The 18,969-nt window shown below is 64.4% G+C and carries 16 protein-coding genes; 10 read left to right on the top strand and 6 right to left on the bottom strand.

The annotated features are described in order from the left end of the window. The first annotated feature begins 156 nt into the window (after nt 1–156). The 6 genes from I5W_RS25030 (at nt 157) to I5W_RS25055 (ending at nt 8,032) form a co-directional block, all read left to right on the top strand. Nucleotides 157–2,298: a 3-hydroxyacyl-CoA dehydrogenase NAD-binding domain-containing protein gene (locus I5W_RS25030; RefSeq protein ID WP_044531289.1), complete on the top strand. Its 2,142-nt coding sequence runs from the start codon at nt 157–159 to the stop codon at nt 2,296–2,298. Nucleotides 2,299–2,375: 77 nt separating this feature from the next. Continuing rightward, on the top strand, nt 2,376–3,566 hold the full coding sequence (locus I5W_RS25035) for an acetyl-CoA C-acyltransferase (protein WP_044531301.1): 1,191 nt from the start codon (nt 2,376–2,378) through the stop codon (nt 3,564–3,566). A gap of 38 nt (nt 3,567–3,604) precedes the next feature. Continuing rightward, on the top strand, nt 3,605–4,801 hold the full coding sequence (locus tag I5W_RS25040; protein WP_017453870.1) for an acyl-CoA dehydrogenase family protein: 1,197 nt from the start codon (nt 3,605–3,607) through the stop codon (nt 4,799–4,801). A 10-nt stretch (nt 4,802–4,811) separates the two neighbouring features. Further along, nucleotides 4,812–5,957: an acyl-CoA dehydrogenase family protein gene (locus I5W_RS25045; protein ID WP_044531290.1), complete on the top strand. Its 1,146-nt coding sequence runs from the start codon at nt 4,812–4,814 to the stop codon at nt 5,955–5,957. Continuing rightward, complete coding sequence (locus I5W_RS25050) at nt 5,954–6,760, top strand: oxepin-CoA hydrolase, alternative type (RefSeq protein WP_044531291.1); 807 nt, start codon at nt 5,954–5,956, stop codon at nt 6,758–6,760. Before I5W_RS25045 ends, I5W_RS25050 begins: the two co-directional genes overlap by 4 nt. A 63-nt stretch (nt 6,761–6,823) precedes the next feature. Continuing rightward, the gene (locus I5W_RS25055) at nt 6,824–8,032 is read left to right on the top strand and encodes a CaiB/BaiF CoA transferase family protein (RefSeq protein WP_044531292.1); all 1,209 of its coding nucleotides are present in this window, start codon (nt 6,824–6,826) and stop codon (nt 8,030–8,032) included. Nucleotides 8,033–8,090: 58 nt separating this feature from the next. Here I5W_RS25055 and I5W_RS25060 read toward each other — a convergent pair whose 3' ends face one another. Together I5W_RS25060 and I5W_RS25065 are read right to left on the bottom strand one after the other, a co-directional pair. Next, nucleotides 8,091–9,284, bottom strand: a complete 1,194-nt coding sequence (locus I5W_RS25060; protein ID WP_017453866.1) for an acyl-CoA dehydrogenase — start codon at nt 9,282–9,284, stop codon at nt 8,091–8,093. A 181-nt stretch (nt 9,285–9,465) separates the two neighbouring features. Further along, nucleotides 9,466–10,377 carry a LysR family transcriptional regulator gene (locus tag I5W_RS25065; RefSeq protein WP_044531293.1) on the bottom strand — a complete coding sequence of 304 codons (912 nt, stop codon included), beginning with the start codon at nt 10,375–10,377 and terminating at the stop codon, nt 9,466–9,468. 439 nt (nt 10,378–10,816) lie between these two features. On the opposite strand from I5W_RS25065, the gene I5W_RS25070 reads away from it, so the two are divergent. Then, nucleotides 10,817–12,364: a methyl-accepting chemotaxis protein gene (locus tag I5W_RS25070; RefSeq protein ID WP_044531294.1), complete on the top strand. Its 1,548-nt coding sequence runs from the start codon at nt 10,817–10,819 to the stop codon at nt 12,362–12,364. A gap of 60 nt (nt 12,365–12,424) precedes the next feature. Here I5W_RS25070 and I5W_RS25075 read toward each other — a convergent pair whose 3' ends face one another. Beyond that, nucleotides 12,425–13,060, bottom strand: coding sequence for a LysE family translocator (locus tag I5W_RS25075; protein WP_044531295.1), 636 nt, complete (start codon nt 13,058–13,060; stop codon nt 12,425–12,427). A gap of 276 nt (nt 13,061–13,336) precedes the next feature. On the opposite strand from I5W_RS25075, the gene I5W_RS25085 reads away from it, so the two are divergent. Then, nucleotides 13,337–14,233 carry a LysR family transcriptional regulator gene (locus I5W_RS25085; protein WP_044531297.1) on the top strand — a complete coding sequence of 299 codons (897 nt, stop codon included), beginning with the start codon at nt 13,337–13,339 and terminating at the stop codon, nt 14,231–14,233. Between the two features lie 125 nt (nt 14,234–14,358). After that, the gene (locus I5W_RS25090) at nt 14,359–15,489 is read left to right on the top strand and encodes a DSD1 family PLP-dependent enzyme (protein WP_044531298.1); all 1,131 of its coding nucleotides are present in this window, start codon (nt 14,359–14,361) and stop codon (nt 15,487–15,489) included. Here I5W_RS25090 and I5W_RS25095 read toward each other — a convergent pair. The 3 genes from I5W_RS25095 to I5W_RS25105 form a co-directional block, all read right to left on the bottom strand. After that, complete coding sequence (locus I5W_RS25095; protein WP_017453858.1) at nt 15,476–16,669, bottom strand: M20 aminoacylase family protein; 1,194 nt, start codon at nt 16,667–16,669, stop codon at nt 15,476–15,478. The genes I5W_RS25090 and I5W_RS25095 overlap by 14 nt on opposite strands. A gap of 34 nt (nt 16,670–16,703) precedes the next feature. Beyond that, nucleotides 16,704–18,170 carry an aldehyde dehydrogenase family protein gene (locus I5W_RS25100; RefSeq protein WP_017453857.1) on the bottom strand — a complete coding sequence of 489 codons (1,467 nt, stop codon included), beginning with the start codon at nt 18,168–18,170 and terminating at the stop codon, nt 16,704–16,706. Nucleotides 18,171–18,242: 72 nt separating this feature from the next. Further along, nucleotides 18,243–18,647 carry a RidA family protein gene (locus I5W_RS25105; protein ID WP_017453856.1) on the bottom strand — a complete coding sequence of 135 codons (405 nt, stop codon included), beginning with the start codon at nt 18,645–18,647 and terminating at the stop codon, nt 18,243–18,245. A 146-nt stretch (nt 18,648–18,793) separates the two neighbouring features. Here I5W_RS25105 and I5W_RS25110 point away from each other — a divergent pair. Continuing rightward, nucleotides 18,794–18,969 (top strand): helix-turn-helix domain-containing protein (locus tag I5W_RS25110; RefSeq protein ID WP_044531299.1); only part of this gene is annotated, 176 nt, incomplete at its 3' end.

Below are 18,969 nucleotides of genomic sequence, written 5' to 3' on the forward strand. Positions count from 1 at the left end.
CCGTGGAATCTGGGCCTTTGAGACAATTGTACAGTTTCCCATGCTTCCTTATGCACGGTTTACACAGTCAACGCAAATGCGGTATCGTTGCCAACAAACGCCATTTGCGAACTTGAATTTCGCTATGCGAACCAACTTAACACAGGAGACTGCCGCATGTCCAACCAAGCCACGGCTGCGGGCGAGCTGCCCCCCGTCCATCGGGCGCGCCAAGGCGCCATCCTGGTGGTGACCATCGACAATGCGCCGGTCAATGCGCTGGGTGTCGCGGTGCGCCGGGGCCTGCTGGCGGCCATCGAGGACGGCGAGGCCGATGCGGGGGTGGCGGCCATCCTGCTCACTGGCGCGGGCCGCAACTTCATCGGCGGTGCCGACATCCGCGAATTCGGCAAGCCACCTCAGGCACCGCTGTTGACCGAACTGTGCAACCGCATCGAGGCGTGCAGCAAACCCGTGCTCGCAGCCATTCACGGCGCGGCTCTGGGCGGCGGGCTGGAAGTGGCGCTGGCGGCGCATTACCGGCTGGTGCTGGCCAACGCCCGGCTGGGCCTGCCCGAAGTGCAACTGGGCCTGCTGCCCGGGGCGGGAGGCACGCAGCGCACGCCGCGCCTCATCGGTGCGCAGGCGGCGCTGGACATGATGCTGACGGGCCGCCACCTGAGTGCCAAGGAAGCCCTGGCCCTGGGACTGGTGGACCGGCTGGCCGCAGGCGAGAGCGCCGAACAGGCGCGCGCCGCCGGCCTGCGTGAATTGCAGGCGCTGGTGCAGATGGGCCTGCCGGTACGCCGCAGCCGCGATGGCCTCGCCCTGGCCGACACGGTCGCCACCCAAGCCGCCATCGCCGCAGCGCGCGCTGAGGCCAGCAAGAAATCGCGTGGCCTGTTCTCCCCGCACAAGATCATCGATGCGGTGGAAGCGGCCACCACCCTGCCCTTCGACGAAGGCCTGGCCCTGGAACGCCAGTTCTTCCTGCAATGCCTGGACAGCCCGCAACGCGCCGGCCTGATCCACGCCTTCTTCGCCGAACGCGAAGTGCAGAAAGCGCCCGAAACCCGCAACGCCCAACCACGCCGCATCGAACGCATCGGCGTGGTCGGCGGCGGCACCATGGGCGCGGGGATTGCGGTGGCAGTGCTCGATGCCGGCCTGCCGGTAACCATGATCGAACGCGACGACGCCGCACTGGCACGCGCACGCGCCCATGTGGAAAAAATCTATGACGCTCAGGTCGTCCGTGGCCGCCTCACGCCCGAGGCGCGCAGCGCCGTGCTGGCACGCCTGCACGGCAGTACCCGCTATGAAGACCTGGCCGCCGCTGATGTGGTCATTGAAGCCGTGTTCGAAGACCTGGCCGTGAAGCAGGCCGTGTTCGCCGAACTGGATCGCGTCTGTCAACCCGGTGCGGTGCTGGCCACCAATACCTCCTACCTCGACATCGATGCGATTGCCGCCAGCATTTCGCGGCCTGCGGACGTCATCGGTCTGCATTTCTTCTCGCCAGCCAATGTGATGAAGCTGCTGGAAATCGTAGTGCCGCGCCAGGTCGCCAGCGACGTGGTGGCCACCGCCTTCGCGCTGGCCAAGCGTCTGCGCAAGGTGCCGGTGCGCGCCGGTGTATGCGATGGCTTCATCGGCAATCGCATCCTGGCGGTGTATCGCCAGGCCGCCGACACCCTGATGGAAGATGGCGCCTCGCCCTATGAGATCGACCAAGCCGTGCGTGACTTCGGTTTTGCCATGGGCCCCTATCAGGTGGTGGACCTGGCCGGTGGCGACATCGGCTGGGCCACCCGCAAACGCCGCGCCGCTACGCGCGACCCGCGTGCGCGCTATGTGCACATTGCCGACCGCCTGTGCGAGCGCGGCTGGTTCGGGCAGAAGAGCGGGCGCGGCTTCTATCGCTATCCCGATGGCCCGCGCAGCGGCACGCCCGATCCGGAGGTGCTGGCCCTGATCGACGAGGAACGCGCGCGCGCCGGTATCACGCCGCGCAGCTTCAGCCAGGAGGATATACAGCGCCGTTACCTGGCTGCGATGATCAACGAAGGCGCCAACGTCGTCCACCAGCGCATCGCATTGCGTCCCCTGGATGTGGATGTGACCTTCCTCTACGGCTATGGCTTTCCGCGTCATCGCGGTGGACCGATGAAATACGCCGACATGATCGGCCTGCCTGAGGTGCTGGCCGACATACGCGCCTTCGCCGCCGAGGATGCGCTGTTCTGGACACCTTCGCCGCTCTTGCTGGAGCTGGTCGAGCGCGGCGCCAATTTCGATTCGCTGAACCAGGCCGACTGAGCGTTTGACCGGTATCGCGGGGACCGCACTCATCACTGGTCCCCGCCTTGAACACATCCTTCCAGGAGAACTCCATGATGCGGGAAGCCGTCATCGTATCCACTGCGCGTACCCCCTTGACCAAGGCCCATCGCGGCGAATTCAACATCACGCCGGGCCCCACCCTGGCCGCCTTCGCGGTGCGCGCGGCGGTCGAGCGGGCGCGCATCGATCCGGGCCAGATCGAAGATGCCATCCTCGGCTGCGGCTATCCCGAAGGCACGACCGGTCGCAACATCGCGCGCCAGACCATCGTGCGCGCAGGGCTGCCCATCAGCATTGCCGGCACCACCGTCAACCGCTTTTGCGCCTCCGGCCTGCAAGCCATCGCCATGGCGGCCGGGCGCATCGTGGTCGATGGCGCCGAGGCGATGATCGCAGGCGGTGTGGAAAGCATCTCGCAAACCCGCAGCCGCAGCGCCACCGACAGTGGCGACACCGGCATGGATCCGTGGATCGTCGAGCACAAGCCCGACCTCTACCTGCCCATGATCGAGACCGCCGACATCGTGGCCGCGCGCTATGGCATCTCGCGCGAGGACCAGGACCGCTTCTCCGAAGCCAGCCAGCGCAAGACCGCCGAGGCCCAGGAGGCCGGGCGCTACCGCGACGAGATCGTCGCCTGCACCACCACCATGCAAGTCACCGACAAGGCCAGCGGCCAGACCAGCCTGCGCGAAGTGACGGTGGACACCGACAACTGCAACCGGCCCGGCACCACCTTCGAGGCGCTCTCCAAGCTGGTGCCGGTCATGGGTGTGGACAAGTTCATCACCGCCGGCAATTCCTCGCAGCTCTCCGATGGCGCCTCGGCCTGCGTGATGATGGAAGCGCGCGCTGCCGAACGGGCTGGCCTGCCGGTGCTGGGCGCCTTCCGCGGACTGGCCGTGGCCGGATGCGAACCGGATGAAATGGGCATCGGCCCGGTGCTGGCGGTACCGCGCCTGTTGCAGCGTCACGGGCTGCGCATGGACGACATCGGCCTGTGGGAACTCAACGAAGCCTTTGCCTCGCAAGCCCTGTATTGCCAGCGCCGCCTGGGCATTCCCGATGAACGGCTCAACGTCAACGGTGGCGCCATTGCCATCGGCCATCCCTTCGGCATGACCGGTGCGCGCCTGGCCGGACACGTGCTCATCGAAGGCCGGCGGCGCGGCGCGCGCTATGCCGTGGTCACCATGTGCATCGCTGGCGGCATGGGCGCGGCCGCCCTGTTTGAAATCTATTGAAGCGAACCCACGCCTCACCGCATCCCAAGGAGACTGGAATGGATCTGAATTTCACCCCGGCCGAAGAAGCCTTCCGCGACAGCGTGCGCGCCTTCCTCGCCGAGAAGCTGCCCGCGACCCTGTCCGAGAAGGTGGCCAGCGGCAAGCACCTGAGCCGCGACGACATGGCGCAGTGGCACGCCATCCTCAATGAGCGCGGCTGGCTGGCCAACCACTGGCCCAAGGAATATGGCGGCACCGGCTGGAGCGTGATCGAGCGCTTCATCTTCGAACACGAATGCTGCCTGGCCCATGCCCCGCGCGTGGTTCCCTTTGGCGTGAACATGCTGGGGCCGGTGCTGATCAAGTACGGCAATGAAGCGCAGAAACGTTACTGGCTGCCGCGCATCCTCAACGGCGAGGACTGGTGGTGCCAAGGCTATTCGGAACCGGGCGCGGGCTCGGACCTGGCCGCCGTGAAGACCCATGCCGTGCGCCAGGGCGAGCATTACATCGTCAATGGCCAGAAGACCTGGACCACGCTGGGCCACTATGCCAACATGATCTTCTGCCTGGTACGCACCAACCGCGAGAGCAAGAAACAAGAGGGCATCAGCTTCCTCCTGATCGACATGAACGCCCCCGGCGTCGAGGTACGCCCCATTATCACGCTCGATGGCGAGCACGAAGTCAACGAGGTCTTCTTCACCGATGTACGCGTGCCGGTGCACAACCTGGTCGGCGAGGAAGACCGAGGCTGGAGCTGCGCCAAGTACCTGCTGACCTATGAGCGCACCAACATCGCCGGTATCGGGTTCTCGGTGGCCGCGCTGCAACGCCTGAAAAAGATCGCGGCCACGCAATACAGCCGTGGCCGCCCGCTGGCTGAAGACCCGTTGTTTGCCGCGCGCATGGCACGGGTGGAAATCGACCTGGAAAACATGAAGACCACCAACTTGCGCGTGATCTCGGCCGTGGCCGGAGGCGGCGCGCCCGGTGCGGAAAGCTCCATGCTCAAGATCCGTGGCACCGAGATCCGCCAGGAAATCACGGCACTCACGCGCCGCGCCATGGGTCCATATGCCCGCCCCTACCAATGGCAGGCGCTCGACCCAGGCTACGAGGGGCACACGCTCGGCCCGCAAGCCGCTGCCGGGGCAGCCGCGCATTACTTCAACAATCGCAAGCTGTCGATCTTCGGCGGCTCCAATGAAATCCAGAAGAACATCATCTCCAAGATGATCCTTGGCCTGTGAGGAAACGTCCATGAATTTCGAGCACACCGAAGAACGCCGGATGCTGGCCGACAGCCTGCGCCGCCTCATTACCGAACAATATGGTTTTGAAGCGCGCAAGCAGCTGCTGCAATCCGCACCCGGCATGAGCCGCGACATGTGGCGTCAGTTGGCGGAAATGGGCGTGATCGGCGCCCTCTTGCGCGAAGAAGACGGCGGCTACGGCGGTGCCGGTTTCGACATCGCCGTGGTCTTTGAAGAAATCGGCCGGGGCCTGCTGCTGGAGCCGTTGCTGGGCAGTGCGATTCTGGTAGGTGAAGCCATCGCCGTCGCCGGCACGCCCGCCCAGAAAGCGCTGCTGGAACAGATCATCGCCGGCCAGACCCTGGCAGCGCTGGCCCATGAGGAAGCTGACAGCCACTATGCGCCAACGCACGTCTCCACCCGCGCCACGCAAGAGGGCGATGGCCGCTGGCGTCTACAGGGGCACAAGGCCGTCGTGGTGCAGGCCGAATCGGCGGACCTGTTCCTGGTCTCGGCGCGCAGCAGTGGCGAGATCGATGAAGACGACGGCATCTCGCTGTTCCTGATGCCGGCCAATACGCCTGGCCTGCAACTGCAAGGCAGCGACACCATTGATGGTGGCCGCGTGGCCGACTTGCTGTTGCAGGATGTGCTGCTACCCGCCGAGGCGCTACTGGGACAGGCGGGTACCAGCGCTGCCCTGCTCGAACGCATCCTCGGACGCGGCGTGCTGGCCCTGTGCGCCGAAGCACTGGGCGCGATGGAAGTGGCCAAGCAAGCCACGCTGGATTACCTGCGCACGCGCAAGCAGTTCGGCCTGCCCATTGGCAGCTTCCAGGCCCTGCAACACCGCATGGCCGACCTGCTGCTGGAAGTGGAACAGGCGCGCTCGGCCGTCATCAACGCGGCGGCCGCGCTGGAGGCCGACCGGCTCACCCGCGAGCGGGCACTGTCGGCGGCCAAGTTCAGCATCGGCCGCATCGGTACGCTGGTGGCCGAAGAATCCATCCAGCTGCATGGCGGCATCGGCATGACCTGGGAACTGCCGCTGTCGCACTACGCCAAGCGGCTGGTGATGATCGACCATCAGCTCGGCGACGAAGACCACCACCTGCAACGCTATATCGCGCTGGGCCGCGAAGCCCTGGCATGAGTACCGTGCTGTGCGAGCAGCGCGGCGCGGTGCGCGTGCTCGTCAACCATGATCCAGCGACCCGCAACGCGCTCAATGCCGACCTGTATGCAGCGCTGACTGCTGCGCTGGATGAGGCCCAGGCCGATCCCCAGGTGGCCACCATCGTGCTGACCGGCGCCGATGGTTTCTTCTGCTCGGGCGGCGACCTGCGCCTGCTGGCCCAGCGCCGCAGCATGGCGCCCCAGCAACGGCGTGCGCGGCTGGAAGGTCTGCACGACCTGATCCGCCACATCGGCCGCTGCAGCAAGCCGGTGATCGCCGCCGTGGAAGGTGGTGCGGCTGGCGCCGGGCTGTCGCTGGCACTGGCCTGCGATCTGCTGGTGACCACGCGCCAAGCGCAGTTCTCGGTGGCCTACGTCAAGGTCGGGCTCACGCCCGATGGGGGGGTGACGGCTTTCCTCGCGCAATGTCTATCGCGCCAGATGCTGACCCAGTTATGCCTGTCAGGCGAGCGTTTCAATGGCGAACGTCTGCACGCCATGGGTGCCGTCAACCGGCTGGTCGAGTCGGGACAGGCGCTGGAGGCCGCCGTGCAACTGGCCGCCACCTTGGCCGAGGGCCCAGCCCAGGCCATGGCCGGCATCAAGCATCTGTGCCAGCATACCTATGGCGCCACGCTGGAAGAACAACTGGAGCTGGAAGCGCAACACATGGTGCTGGCGCAGGGGGAAGACGAGGCTGCCGAAGGCATCCATGCCTTCCTGGAAAAACGACCCGCCGATTTCCAACGACTGCGGCAGGCGGCAGCGCCCCAAAAATAATCAGTACCAGGATGCCCCGCAAGAACACAGCGCGGCAGGCATCCTGTCCAATGAGGAGACTTCATGACTGAACAGACTGTTGCCCTGCCCTTGTCCGGGGTGCGCGTACTTGACCTCTCGCGCGTGTTGGCCGGCCCCTGGTGCGCCATGGTCCTGGGCGACCTGGGTGCCGAAGTGATCAAGATCGAGCATCCCGAACGCGGCGACGATACGCGCGACTGGGGTACCCGCATCGGTTCTACCGAGACCGCGTATTTCAACAGCGTGAACCGCAACAAGCGCTCCATCGGCGTGGACCTGCAGACCGCAGAAGGCCAGGACATCGTGCGCCAGCTGGCCCGCAAGAGCGACGTGGTGATCCAGAATTTCAAGTTTGGCGGGATGCACAAGTTCGGTCTGGATTACGAGAGCCTGCGCCGCGACAATCCCGGCCTGGTGTATTGCTCCATCACCGGTTACGACAGCAGCGGCCCGGAAGCCGCGCGGCCCGGCTATGACTTGGTGATCCAGGGCGAGTCCGGCCTGATGTCGCTCAACGGCGAGGCCAGCCAGCCGCCGCTGAAGCTGGGGGTAGCGGCAGTGGACCTGTTCACCGGCATGTATTGCGCCCAGGCCGTGCTGGCCGCGCTGTACCAGCGCCAGCAGGCCGGCCAGGGCCGCCACGTGGAGATGGCCCTGTTCGATTGCGGCGTCATGCTCACTTCCTATTACGGCCTGGAAGCACTGATCCTGGGCGATGATCCGCCGCGCTATGGCAATGCCCATCCGTCCATCATCCCCTATGGCGTGTTCGATGCGGCTGATGGCCGGCTGGTCATCACCGTGGGCACCAACAGCCAGTACCAGCGCTTCTGCCACAGCGTGATCGAACGCCCCGACCTGGCCGAGGATGCGCGCTTCAAGACCAATGTCAGTCGTGGCCAGCATCGTGACGTGCTGGTCCCGGAAATCAAGCGCGAACTCAAGGCCCGCAAGCGCGCCGACCTGCTGGCCAAGCTGCACCAGGCTGGCATTCCCTGCGGCGAAGTGCTGGGCCTGCATGAAGCGCTGACCAGCCCGCGCGCCACCGCCGCCGGCCTGGTCAGTACCCATCCGCACCCGGAAGCGGGCAGCGTGCAAGTGCTGGCGACGCCCTATCGCTTCGACGGCCAACGCTTGCCCGTGCGCAAGGCGCCGCCTGCGCTGGGTGAAGGGACGGGGGAAGTACTGCAGTCCTTGCTGGGAATGGAAGACGCGCAGATTGCCGCGCTACGCCAGCGCGGCGTGCTGTAGACAGCGCAATGTCATCACCCGCAAGCCGCTGTGCCGGCGGCTTGCGGGCCGAATCACTTCAGTTGGAAAAAGCCGCCAGCCCGGTGATGGCGCGGCCGAGGATGAGCGCGTGCACATCGTGCGTGCCCTCGTAGGTGTTGACCACTTCCAGGTTCACCAGATGGCGCGCCACGCCGAACTCGTCGGAGATGCCGTTGCCGCCCATCATGTCGCGCGCCATGCGGGCGATGTCCAATGCCTTGCCGCAGCTGTTGCGCTTCATGATCGAGGTCTGCTCGATGGCGGCATAACCCTCGTCCTTCAAACGGCCCAGACGCAGACAACCTTGCAGGCCCAGCGAGATCTCGGTAAGCATGTCGGCCAGCTTTTTCTGCACCAGCTGGTTGGCCGCCAGCGGACGGCCGAACTGCTGGCGCTCCATGGTGTAGCGACGGGCGCGCTGGTAGCAGTCCTCGGCCGCGCCCAGCGCGCCCCAGGCGATACCAAAGCGGGCGCTGTTGAGGCAGGTGAAGGGGCCTTTCAATCCGCGCACGTCGGGGAAGGCGTTCTCTTCTGGACAGAAGACGTTGTCCATCACGATTTCACCCGTGATGGAGGAACGCAAGCCGACCTTGCCATGAATGGCCGGTGCCGACAGACCCTTGGCGCCCTTGTCGAGGATGAAGCCGCGGATGTCGCCCGCCTCATCCTTGGCCCACACCACGAAGACATCCGCCACCGGGCTGTTGGTGATCCACATCTTGCTGCCGGTGAGACTGTAGCCGCCGGCCACCTTGCGCGCGCGCGTGATCATGCTGCCGGGGTCGGAACCATGGTTGGGTTCGGTCAGGCCAAAGCAGCCTATCCATTCGCCACTGGCCAGCTTGGGCAAGTATTTCTGCTTTTGCGCTTGGCTGCCGAAGACGTTGATGGGCGTCATCACCAGCGAGGATTGCACGCTCATCATGGAGCGATAGCCGGAATCGACACGCTCCACTTCGCGGGCGATCAGTCCATAGCAGACATAGTTCAAGCCGGCGCCGCCGTACTGCTCGTCGATGGTCGCCCCCAACAGGCCCAGCTCACCCATCTCGCGGAAGATGCTCACGTCCATCTGCTCGTGGCGGAAGGCTTCCAGCACGCGCGGTGCCAGGCGATCCTGGCAATAGGCTTGGGCGGCATCGCGCACCTGGCGCTCGTCGTCGCTCAGTTGCTGCTCCAGCATCAGGGGATCGGCGTAATCGAAGCAATGTCGTTGCGGTGTTGCGCTCATGGGGGCCTCTTCTAGGGTCAAGGGGCGCGGCAGAAGCCCTGTCCTGCGGACAGCGAGACTGCAGCGGCGATGGGCAAAAATATACGTTCCGAGCTTCCCTGGCGCAAACGAATTGTTTGCATCACCATGTGCGGTTGACGCACTCCGGTTCCGCTTGTCGAGACAGGTGAAACGGCCTCGTTCAGCCCAGGCCGCTGGGCAGCCGGTAAGCCTTGGCCTGCTGTTCCAGCCACTCCTGGAACAGCCGCAGCAAGGGCCGCTCGGAGGTGCGCTCGGGATAGATCAGGTAGTAGGAGTATGGACTCAGGTAATCATGCTCGACGGCCACCACCAGCAGGCCGCGCCGCAATTCATCCTCGATCAGGAAGCGCGGGATCAGCGCCACGCCCATGCCCACGATGGCGGCCTGGGTCAGCATGGAAAACAGTTCCAATTGCGTGCCCACCAGATCGTTCTGCACCTGCATCCCGAAAGAGGCGAACCACTGCCGCCACACATAGGGCCGGGTACTCTGCTGCAGCAGCGGATAGGTCAGCAGCTCGCGGGGCGTCAAACGGCATTGGCGACCAATGAGCTCAGGGCTGGCCACGGCTACCATGCTCTCGCGCATGAGGAACACCCCCTCGGTACCAGGCCAGCTGGCTTGGCCGGCGTAGAGGGTGGCATCGAGATTAGTCTCTTCGAACAGGAAGGGCCGGGTGCGCGGGCGCAGGTTGACGGTGACGCCGGGATGCGCCTCCAGGAACGAACGCAGGCGCGGCAGCAGCCACTTGGTGGCAAAGGTCGGCATCACGCCCAGCTCCAGGGTATCGCCATGGCCATCGCGCGACATCAAATGCAGCGCATCGCGCTCGATCTCATCGAGACGCTGCCCGACCTGATGGCTGTAGCTCACGCCGGCCTCGGTCAGGCGCACGCCGCGCTTGGTGCGGCGAAAAAGTTTGAGGCCGAGGAATTCTTCCAGCGCTGCCACCTGGCGGCACACCGCACTCTGCGTCACGGCCATTTCCTGCGCCGCCTTGGTAAAGCTCTGGTGCCGCGCAGCGGACTCGAAGACCGCCATGGCCTGGGTAGAGGGAATCTTTCGACGCATCGTGCAAAAAAGGCTCTGAAGTGAATTTTATGCACATCTTATTACAGCGATGACCCGTTCCACAGTGGCCATGTGAATAATCTTGTATGACATCACGACCACGATCGATATCAATTAGCGCATTGCCTGCATGATTAATTTCATTGGCCGAAAATCTTTCCGGTCATTAAGATCAAGCCCGATCCAGCCATGCGACCATCGAACAAGCAAGCGCCGGCGGCACAGGGATGCCGTTGACAACAAGAGAGACAGGATGGGCAGGAAGCCTAGGCTTCGTGACGGCATGACAGCATGACATCACCAGCACTTCATTGCTCCCGCGACCACGTCCCCCCGGGCCGGTCGCTCTTGACGCCCGCACGCCAAACGGGCAGCCTCGCTTGGACCGCATCGACCGGATCCGACACTGAAAACGATATAAATCGAATGCGAGGAAGACATGATCTGGTTCTACAACCTCAACATCGCCAAGAAACTGGCCTTGTCCTTTGCCGTGGTGATCGCGCTGACCCTGTTGCAGGGCCTGTTCGCCATCAAGGAACTCAAGCAGGTCAACAAGGCGTCCGGCGAAATCGTCAGCAAGTGGATGCCCACCATGGATGCCGCGCGCGAACTGCAGGGCTCGCTGCCGCCGCTGCGCTTGAATGAACTGGAACTGGTCACCGCCGTCACGCCCCAGGAGCGCAGCGCCGCCAACCAGGCCATCAAGGCCAGGCTCGATGCGCTGGCCAAACAGCGTGCCGTGTTCGAGCAGCGCATGTCGGAACCGGAAGAAAAAGAGCAATACGCCCAGTTCGGCAAGAACCTGGCGGCCTACATCAAGGTCGATGAGCAACTGGCCGAAATGGCGGCCAACCAGCAATACGATGAGACGCGCGCGCTCTTCAAGGGTGAGTCGGCCAAGCTCTATGCCGCCATGGTGGCCAATCTGAACGCCATCGTAAAGATCAACACCAGCGGCAGTGCCCAGGCCGATGCAGAAGCCTCGGGCGTGTTCCGCGGTGCGCAGCGCTGGATCGTCGGCCTGCTGGCGGCCACGGTCGCCATCGGTTCGCTGCTGGCCTTCATGGTGGCAGCCAATGTCTCGCGCCCACTCAAGGAGGCGGTAGAGATCGCCCAGCGCGTGGCCCGGGGCGACCTCACCCTGCGCATCCGCCCGGCCGGCCGTGACGAAACCGGACGCTTGATGGAAGCCCTGCGCGCCATGAACGACAGCCTGCGCGACATCGTCAGCGAAGTACGCCAGGGTACCGACACCATCGCCACCGCCTCCAACGAAATCGCCCGCGGCAACCTGGACCTGTCCAACCGCACCGAACAGCAAGCCGGCTCGCTGGAAGAAACCGCCTCGGCCATGGAACAGTTGACCTCCACCGTCACCCAGAACGCCGACAACGCGCGCCAGGCCAACCAACTGGCGGCCACCGCCTCGGACATCGCCAGCCAAGGAGGTGACGTGGTGGGCCAGGTGGTACAGACCATGGAAGGCATCACCGAAAGTTCGCGCCGCATTGCCGACATCATCAGCGTGATCGACGGCATCGCCTTCCAGACCAATATCCTGGCCCTGAACGCCGCAGTGGAAGCGGCCCGCGCCGGCGAACAGGGACGCGGCTTTGCCGTGGTGGCCTCCGAAGTGCGCTCGCTGGCGCAGCGCTCGGCGGGTGCGGCCAAGGAGATCAAGGAATTGATCGATGATTCGGTACAGAAGGTCAGCGCCGGCAGCGAACTGGTGGAACGGGCCGGCAGCACCATGACCGACGTCGTGGCCAGCGTGCGCCGCGTGACCGACGTGGTGGCCGAGATCAGCGCCGCCACCCAGGAACAGAGTGGCGGCATCCACGAAGTCAACCTGGCCATCACCCAGATGGATGAAACCACGCAGCAGAATGCGGCACTGGTGGAACAAGCCGCTGCCGCAGCCGATTCGCTCAAGGGACAGGCGGGCAACCTGGCGGCGGTGGTGGGCAAGTTCAAGCTGGAGTAAGGCGAGCTCCACGGCAGCAGGAGATGACGCAAAGTCTCACCTGCTGCATCTCAAGTTGCTTTATCGCCCTTCATATGAAGTCAGCAGCTTGATCCCCAGGGCGATCATCACGCCTCCTGCGACCCGATCAAACCATGCTTTTCCGCGCAGATAGACATTGCTCGCCTTGGGTGACGAAAGAACCAGTGCGACAAGTGCATACCAGCTCGCTTCGATCAGGAAAACCAGCAATGCGATGATGACTTTCAAGCCCACGCTGCTATCCGATGGAAGAAATGCTGCAAAGACACTGGCATAGACAATCGCTGTCTTTGGATTGCTGAGTTGCGTGGCCAGGCCCAGGAACAGAAACCTTGCAGAGATCGTCGCTGAAGCCCCAGGCAGATCCATCTCCGCCACAAGAGGGGTGCGCGCACCGCGCCAGATGCGCCAGCCCAGGTAAGCCAGATAGAGACCGCCGCCCACTTTCAACAGCAGATATAGCGACGGCACGGCCAGCAGGAGCCCATGCAGCCCCAGCAAGGACGCCGTGGCAAAAATCAGGCCGCCCAAGCCCATCCCCAAGGCTGCCAGCAAGCCGTTGAATCGCCCCATGCTGGCCGAGGTACGGGCCACCATCACGAAGCTGGGACCAGGGCTTGCGGCGCCTGCTGCAAGTGCGGTTGCAATGCCAATCAATGCGGGAAGATGCTGCATGGCTGAACTCCTTTATCTTGATTGCCAACGTTGAGGACAAAAGGGATTTCACTCGCGCCGATCCCAAGGTCATTCAACTCGCGTGGCCCCATGCCATGCATTTCCCCCGCTGCGCCTCGCGCTGAACTTCCATGATCCCCGGTCACGCGCGCGAGGATATGCCTGAACCTGTCCCACATGATGTTCTCCCTGGCTCCACTCGAATGGGAGCCATCATCGGGCATTCCTGCTTATTGGTAAAATTGAGTTTCATGAACCCAACTATCAGGAAATCTGATGAGAGAACTGAGCCTGGACCAGTTGCGCACACTGGTGAGCATCGTCGACCTGGGGACATTTTCTGCCGCAGCCAACGCGCTGCACCTGGCGCAGCCTACGATTAGCCTGCATGTGAGCGAGCTGGAAGCACGCATCGGCGCGCCCTTGCTCATGCGTGGCAGTCGCCGGGCCCAGCCGACGGCGCTCGGAACGATACTGATAGAACGCGCCAGACGCCTGTTGCGCGATGTCGACGACATGCTCGATGTCGCCCAGAAACATGTGGAGGGCAAGGTCGGCCGCGTGCGCCTGGGCACCTCCACCGGCGTGGTGGTGCACCTGCTGCCCCGCGTGTTGAAGAAGCTGGAGAGCGCGTTTCCGGGAATCGACGTCGAAGTCAACATCCTGGGCTCGGTAGAAACCATGGACCGGCTGCAACAAGGCACGCTCGACATCGGCCTGGTCTCCACCCCCATCCAGAAGACCAAGGAAATACGGATTACCCACTGGCGTAGCGACAAGATGATGGCTTATCTGCCGGCCTCCTGGGATTGCCCCGCCACGATAAGACCGGCTTGGCTGGCGGACAAGCCGATGATCTTCAACGATGCGACCACCCAGATGTACCGCCTCACGATGGAATGGTTTGCCGCCGCCGGAGAAAACCCCCGCGCCCGGATCGAATTGAACTACACGGAAGCCATGAAAAGCCTGGTATCGGCCGGCTATGGGGCAGCCGTACTGCCGCTGGAACAAGCTTTGGCGGCCGAGCTGGGCCGGCACAAGGACATCAGGATCGTGCCGCTCTCCCCCGTCCTGCGGCGCCACGTAGGCGTCGCTCATCGTGCGCTGGCCACCTTGGATCAGGCCACGGCCAACGTTTTAGAGACGATTCGGCAGTTTGATCAAACCTGAACCTGTGCAGGCGACAGCGACACCTTAAACCACGCTTAATGCTGGATTTATCCGGCATTAAGCACAGCTTGATGCCAATCTCCTATAGTCAGGGCTCCGTACAGCGCAATCTTCAGGAGTTCAGCATGAATCTGGCATCCCTGCCCACCCCCGCCGCCTTGATCGACATCCCCCGCATGGAGCACAACATCGCCCGTATGCAGCAGCGCATGGATGCGCTGGGCGTGCGCTTCCGTCCGCACGTCAAGACCACCAAGTGTCGTGAAGTGGTGCAGGCTCAATTGCAGGCCGGTGCGCGCGGCATCACCGTCTCCACCTTGAAGGAGGCCCAACAGTTCTTCGCCGAAGGCATCACCGATATCGTCTATGCAGTGGGCATGGCGCCCACCAAGCTGGGTCAGGCGTTGGCCCTGCGCCGCCAGGGTTGCGCGCTGAAGATCGTGGCCGATAGCGTGGCCTGCGCCGAGGCCATCGTGCGCTTCGGGCAGGAGCACGATGCATGCTTCGAAGTCTGGATCGAGATCGATGTCGATGGCCACCGCTCCGGCATCGCCCCCGAGGACGCCACCCTGCTTTCCGTGGGCAGCATCCTGCACGAAGGCGGCATGAAGTTGGGCGGCGTGATCGCCCATGCCGGCTCCAGCTATGACTATGACAACGATGCCGACCTGGTGCGCGTGGCCGAACAGGAACGCGCCGGCTGCGTCCACGCAGCCGAGCAGTTGCGGGCCGCCGGTCTGCCCTGCGAGGTGGTCAGCATCGGCTCCACGCCCACCGCGCTGCGCGCCCAACAGTTGCAGGGCATCACCGAAGTGCGCGCCGGGGTCTATGCCATGTTCGATCTGGTGATGCACAACGTGGGGGTGAACACCCTGGACGACATCGCCCTGAGCGTGCTGACCACGGTGATCGGCCATCAACAGGAAAAAGGCTGGGCCATTGTCGATGCCGGATGGATGGCCATGAGCCGCGACCGCGGCACCCAGGGCCGCAAGCATGACTTCGGTTACGGTCAGGTCTGCACCGAGGATGGCCGGGTGCTGGAAGGCTATCTGATGAGCGGCGCCAACCAGGAACACGGCATCCTGTCACGCCAAGGTGAGGCCGACCGCGACATCGCGGCGCGCCTGCCCATCGGCACCCGCCTGCGCATCCTGCCCAACCACGCCTGCGCCACCGGGGCGCAGTACCCGGAATATCACGCCATCGCCGGCGATGGCAGCATCGCCATCTGGCCGCGCTTCAACGGCTGGTGAGATCGCTGCTGAAATACGACTGCGCCAGCGCCACCCAGTAACGCACGCCTTCTTCGATGATGTCATCGTTGAAGTCGTAGTGCGGGTGGTGCAGCGAGTGCGAGGGGCGATCGGCTGGGGCATTGCCGATCAAGACATAGGTGCCGGGCCGCTCCTCCAGCATGAAGCCGAAATCTTCCGAAGTCATGTTGGCCGGGATACCGGTACGAATGCGCGCATCGCCAAAGGTCCGGCGGATGACACGCTCGCAGAAGTCGGTCTCGGCAGGGGTATTGATGGTGGCCGGGTAGTACTGGAAGAACTCCACCTCGACCTGGGCGCCATAGGCCTCGGCCAGTGCCTGGCACATGCGGCGGATATCTTCCTGCAGCTTCTGTTGCAGCGTGGAGGAGAGCGTGCGGATGGTGCCGCGCAACTCGGCCCGGTCGGGAATGACGTTGTCGGTATCGCCGGCATGGAACATGCACACCGAAATCACCGCCGGATCGACCGGATCCTTGTGGCGCGCGGCGATGGTCTGGCACTGCAAGACCATGGAGCAAGCCAGCGGGATTGGGTCCAGTCCCAGGTGCGGCTGGGCCGCGTGGGCGCCCTTGCCGGTGATGGTGATCTTCAGGCGCGAACCGGCCGCCATGATGGGGCCGGTGCGCAAGCCGAACTGCCCGGCCGGCAGGCCCGGCCAGTTGTGCATCCCGAAGACGGCCTCGGTGGGGAATTGCGTGAAGAGGCCATCGTCGATCATCTTGCGCGCCCCGGCCCCACCCTCTTCCCCCGGCTGGAACACGAAGTGCACGCTGCCCGGCAGTTGCGGCATCTGCTTCAACACCCGCGCCGCGCCCAGCAGCATGACGGTATGACCGTCATGGCCGCAGGCGTGCATGATGCCGTGGCTACAGGAAGCATGAGCGAACTCATTGGCTTCATGGATGGGCAAGGCATCCAGGTCGGCCCGCAATACGATGCCGCGCTGCGGATCGGCGCCCGGCAGGCTGGCCACCACCCCAGTGCCGCCCAGGCCGCGCGTGATCGCATAGCCCAGCGCCTGCAATTCCTTGACCACTACCTCGGCGGTGCGGTGTTCCTCGAAGCGCAGTTCGGGATGCGCATGAAGGTCGCGGCGCAAGCTGGCCCAGTGGGCGCGGTGGCTACCCACGCTAGCCGCGTCGTGTTGAATCTCCATCTGTTCTGGTGTCATGTGCTGGCCCTCGGGCGGTTCAGGCGTAATAGCCCAGTATCGATTTGACTTCCATGTATTCTTCCATGCCCTCCACGCCATACTCGCGGCCGTTGCCGGACTGCTTGTAGCCGCCGAAGGGAGCCTGCGGATCCCAGGCCGGATAGTTCAGGTGAACCTGGCCGGATTGGATGCGGGCCGCCACGGCGCGTACCTGGTCCTTGTCCGTACCTTGTACGTGCGCACCCAGGCCATAGACGGTGTCGTTGGCGATGGCGATGGCTTCTTCCACGCTGTCATAGGGCAGGATGGCCAGCACCGGACCGAAGATTTCTTCCTGGGCGATCACCATGTCGGTGTGTACGTCCGAGAAAATCGTGGGGCGCGCATAGTAACCTTGTTCCAACCCTTGCGGTCGTCCGGGGCCACCGGCCAGCAGCCGCGCGCCATCCTTCATACCGGCCTCGATCATCTGCTGCACCCGCAGGAATTGCGCGCGGTTGGCCAGCGGGCCATGGGTGGTGGCTGCATCGCGCGGATCGCCGACCTTCATCTGCGCCAGCGCCTCCAGCGCCAGTTCATGCACCTGCGGCAGCAGCGCACGCGGCACGATCAAGCGGGTGGGCGCGCTGCAGGACTGGCCCATGTTGCGGAAGGCCGCCGCCACACCGGGAGGAATGGCACGCGCCAGATCCGCATCGGGCAACACCAGGTTGGGCGACTTGCCACCCAGCTCCTGGGCCACGCGCTTGACGGTGGTGGCCGCCGCCTGCGCCACCAGCACGCCGGCGCGGGTGGAGCCGGTGATGGAGACCATATCCACCTCGGGATGCGAGGACATGGCTGCACCGACTTCGGCGCCATTGCCATTGACCAGGTTGAACACGCCCGCCGGGATGCCGGCGTCATGCACGATCTCGGCAAACAGCAGCGCCGACAGCGGCGAGAGTTCGCTGGGCTTCAAGAGCACCGTGCAGCCAGCGGCCAGGGCCGGGCCGACCTTGGCGGTGATCTGGTAGATCGGCCAGTTCCAGGGCGTGATCAAGGCACATACGCCGATGGGCTCGCGCACGATGGCAGTGGTGCCGCGCGGGCGGATGAAGGGGTAGTCGGCCAGGTTGTCGCGCGCCACGCGCAGGTGTTCGGCCGCCAGCGGCACGTGCGCAGTCCGGGCGTAGCTGATGGGCGCGCCCATCTCCAGAGTCAGGGCCTGGGCGAACAGCTCGCTGCGTTCCAGCAGCAGCGCATGAACCCGGCCCAGGAAGGCGGCACGCGTCCACGGCGACGTCGCGGCCCAGTCGGGCAGCGCCCGACGTGCCGCCTGCACGGCACGATCCACATCGGCCGCATTGCCCAAGGCGATCTCGCAGACCGCAGCTTCGGTCGCCGGGGAGATCACGGCGGCGCGCTCGTTGCCCTGCGGCGGCACCCATTGACCGTTGATGTAGAAATGGTCCAGGCGACCGGTCGCGGTCAGGTGGGCCAGGGGAGAAAGAGAAGTCGTCATGTCACAAGATCCTTGAGTCGTTGTCCGTGATGGGGTGGGCAGTGGGCCGAGGGTGCTGCGTGCCAGCCCTGTTCAAAGCAGGGCGGTGGCTTCCACCTCGATCTGCAGGCCGAAGTGCAGTGCCGGCACCGGCACCACCGCGCGCGCCGGCTTGGCGGCACCCGCCCAGCGTGCATAGAGTTCGTTGAACAGCGGCCAGTGCGCGACGTCGGTGATATAGATACGCACCTGCAAGAGCTTGCCGATCTCGCTACCGGCCCCCACCAGGGCGGCCTCGACATTGGCCAGCACCTGTAGCGCCTGGGCCTCGAAGGAGGCCTCGGTGAGCTTGCGGCCGCTGGCATCAATGGGCAGTTGGCCGGAGATGAAGACCATGCCATTGCCGCTGGCCACGTGGCTGTAGTGGCCGCCTGGCGTGGCCAGGCCGACCGGGTTGATGGTCACGGGATAGGGCGAAGGGTGGGCGTAGTGGTTCATGAAGTGTACGGGTCAAGGGACTGGCTGTCTGATCGGTCGGATCGGTCTGATGGCCCAGGAGGCCATCACTTTCCTGAGATGGACTGTAGCCAAAGCACCATCATCCATGTTTAATATTCGTTCAATCCACCATTAAGAGGTTTTTAATGCTGCAACTCGACGACATGCAATTGCTGCGCGCGCTGGGCTCGGCTTCTTCGCTGGCCGCAGCGGCCCGTCTGCTGGACCTGACGCCGCCGGCGGTGACGGTGCGACTGCAACGCATCGAGGACCGCATCGGCGTGCGCGTAGCCAACCGCGCCACCCGTGGCATCGCGCTTAC

The sequence above is a fragment of the Herbaspirillum sp. B65 genome (assembly GCF_000333555.1).
Classification (GTDB): Bacteria; Pseudomonadota; Gammaproteobacteria; order Burkholderiales; family Burkholderiaceae_D; genus Herbaspirillum; species Herbaspirillum rubrisubalbicans.

Bases quoted from the DNA above. Each gene is read 5' to 3' on its own strand.
- I5W_RS25030 (WP_044531289.1), top strand. From the start codon at position 157: ATGTCCAACCAAGCCACGGCTGCGGGCGAGCTGCCCCCCGTCCATCGG.
- I5W_RS25035 (WP_044531301.1), top strand. From the start codon at position 2,376: ATGCGGGAAGCCGTCATCGTATCCACTGCGCGTACCCCCTTGACCAAG.
- I5W_RS25040 (WP_017453870.1), top strand. From the start codon at position 3,605: ATGGATCTGAATTTCACCCCGGCCGAAGAAGCCTTCCGCGACAGCGTG.
- I5W_RS25045 (WP_044531290.1), top strand. From the start codon at position 4,812: ATGAATTTCGAGCACACCGAAGAACGCCGGATGCTGGCCGACAGCCTG.
- I5W_RS25050 (WP_044531291.1), top strand. From the start codon at position 5,954: ATGAGTACCGTGCTGTGCGAGCAGCGCGGCGCGGTGCGCGTGCTCGTC.
- I5W_RS25055 (WP_044531292.1), top strand. From the start codon at position 6,824: ATGACTGAACAGACTGTTGCCCTGCCCTTGTCCGGGGTGCGCGTACTT.
- I5W_RS25060 (WP_017453866.1), bottom strand. From the start codon at position 9,284: ATGAGCGCAACACCGCAACGACATTGCTTCGATTACGCCGATCCCCTG.
- I5W_RS25065 (WP_044531293.1), bottom strand. From the start codon at position 10,377: ATGCGTCGAAAGATTCCCTCTACCCAGGCCATGGCGGTCTTCGAGTCC.
- I5W_RS25070 (WP_044531294.1), top strand. From the start codon at position 10,817: ATGATCTGGTTCTACAACCTCAACATCGCCAAGAAACTGGCCTTGTCC.
- I5W_RS25075 (WP_044531295.1), bottom strand. From the start codon at position 13,060: ATGCAGCATCTTCCCGCATTGATTGGCATTGCAACCGCACTTGCAGCA.
- I5W_RS25085 (WP_044531297.1), top strand. From the start codon at position 13,337: ATGAGAGAACTGAGCCTGGACCAGTTGCGCACACTGGTGAGCATCGTC.
- I5W_RS25090 (WP_044531298.1), top strand. From the start codon at position 14,359: ATGAATCTGGCATCCCTGCCCACCCCCGCCGCCTTGATCGACATCCCC.
- I5W_RS25095 (WP_017453858.1), bottom strand. From the start codon at position 16,669: ATGGAGATTCAACACGACGCGGCTAGCGTGGGTAGCCACCGCGCCCAC.
- I5W_RS25100 (WP_017453857.1), bottom strand. From the start codon at position 18,170: ATGACGACTTCTCTTTCTCCCCTGGCCCACCTGACCGCGACCGGTCGC.
- I5W_RS25105 (WP_017453856.1), bottom strand. From the start codon at position 18,647: ATGAACCACTACGCCCACCCTTCGCCCTATCCCGTGACCATCAACCCG.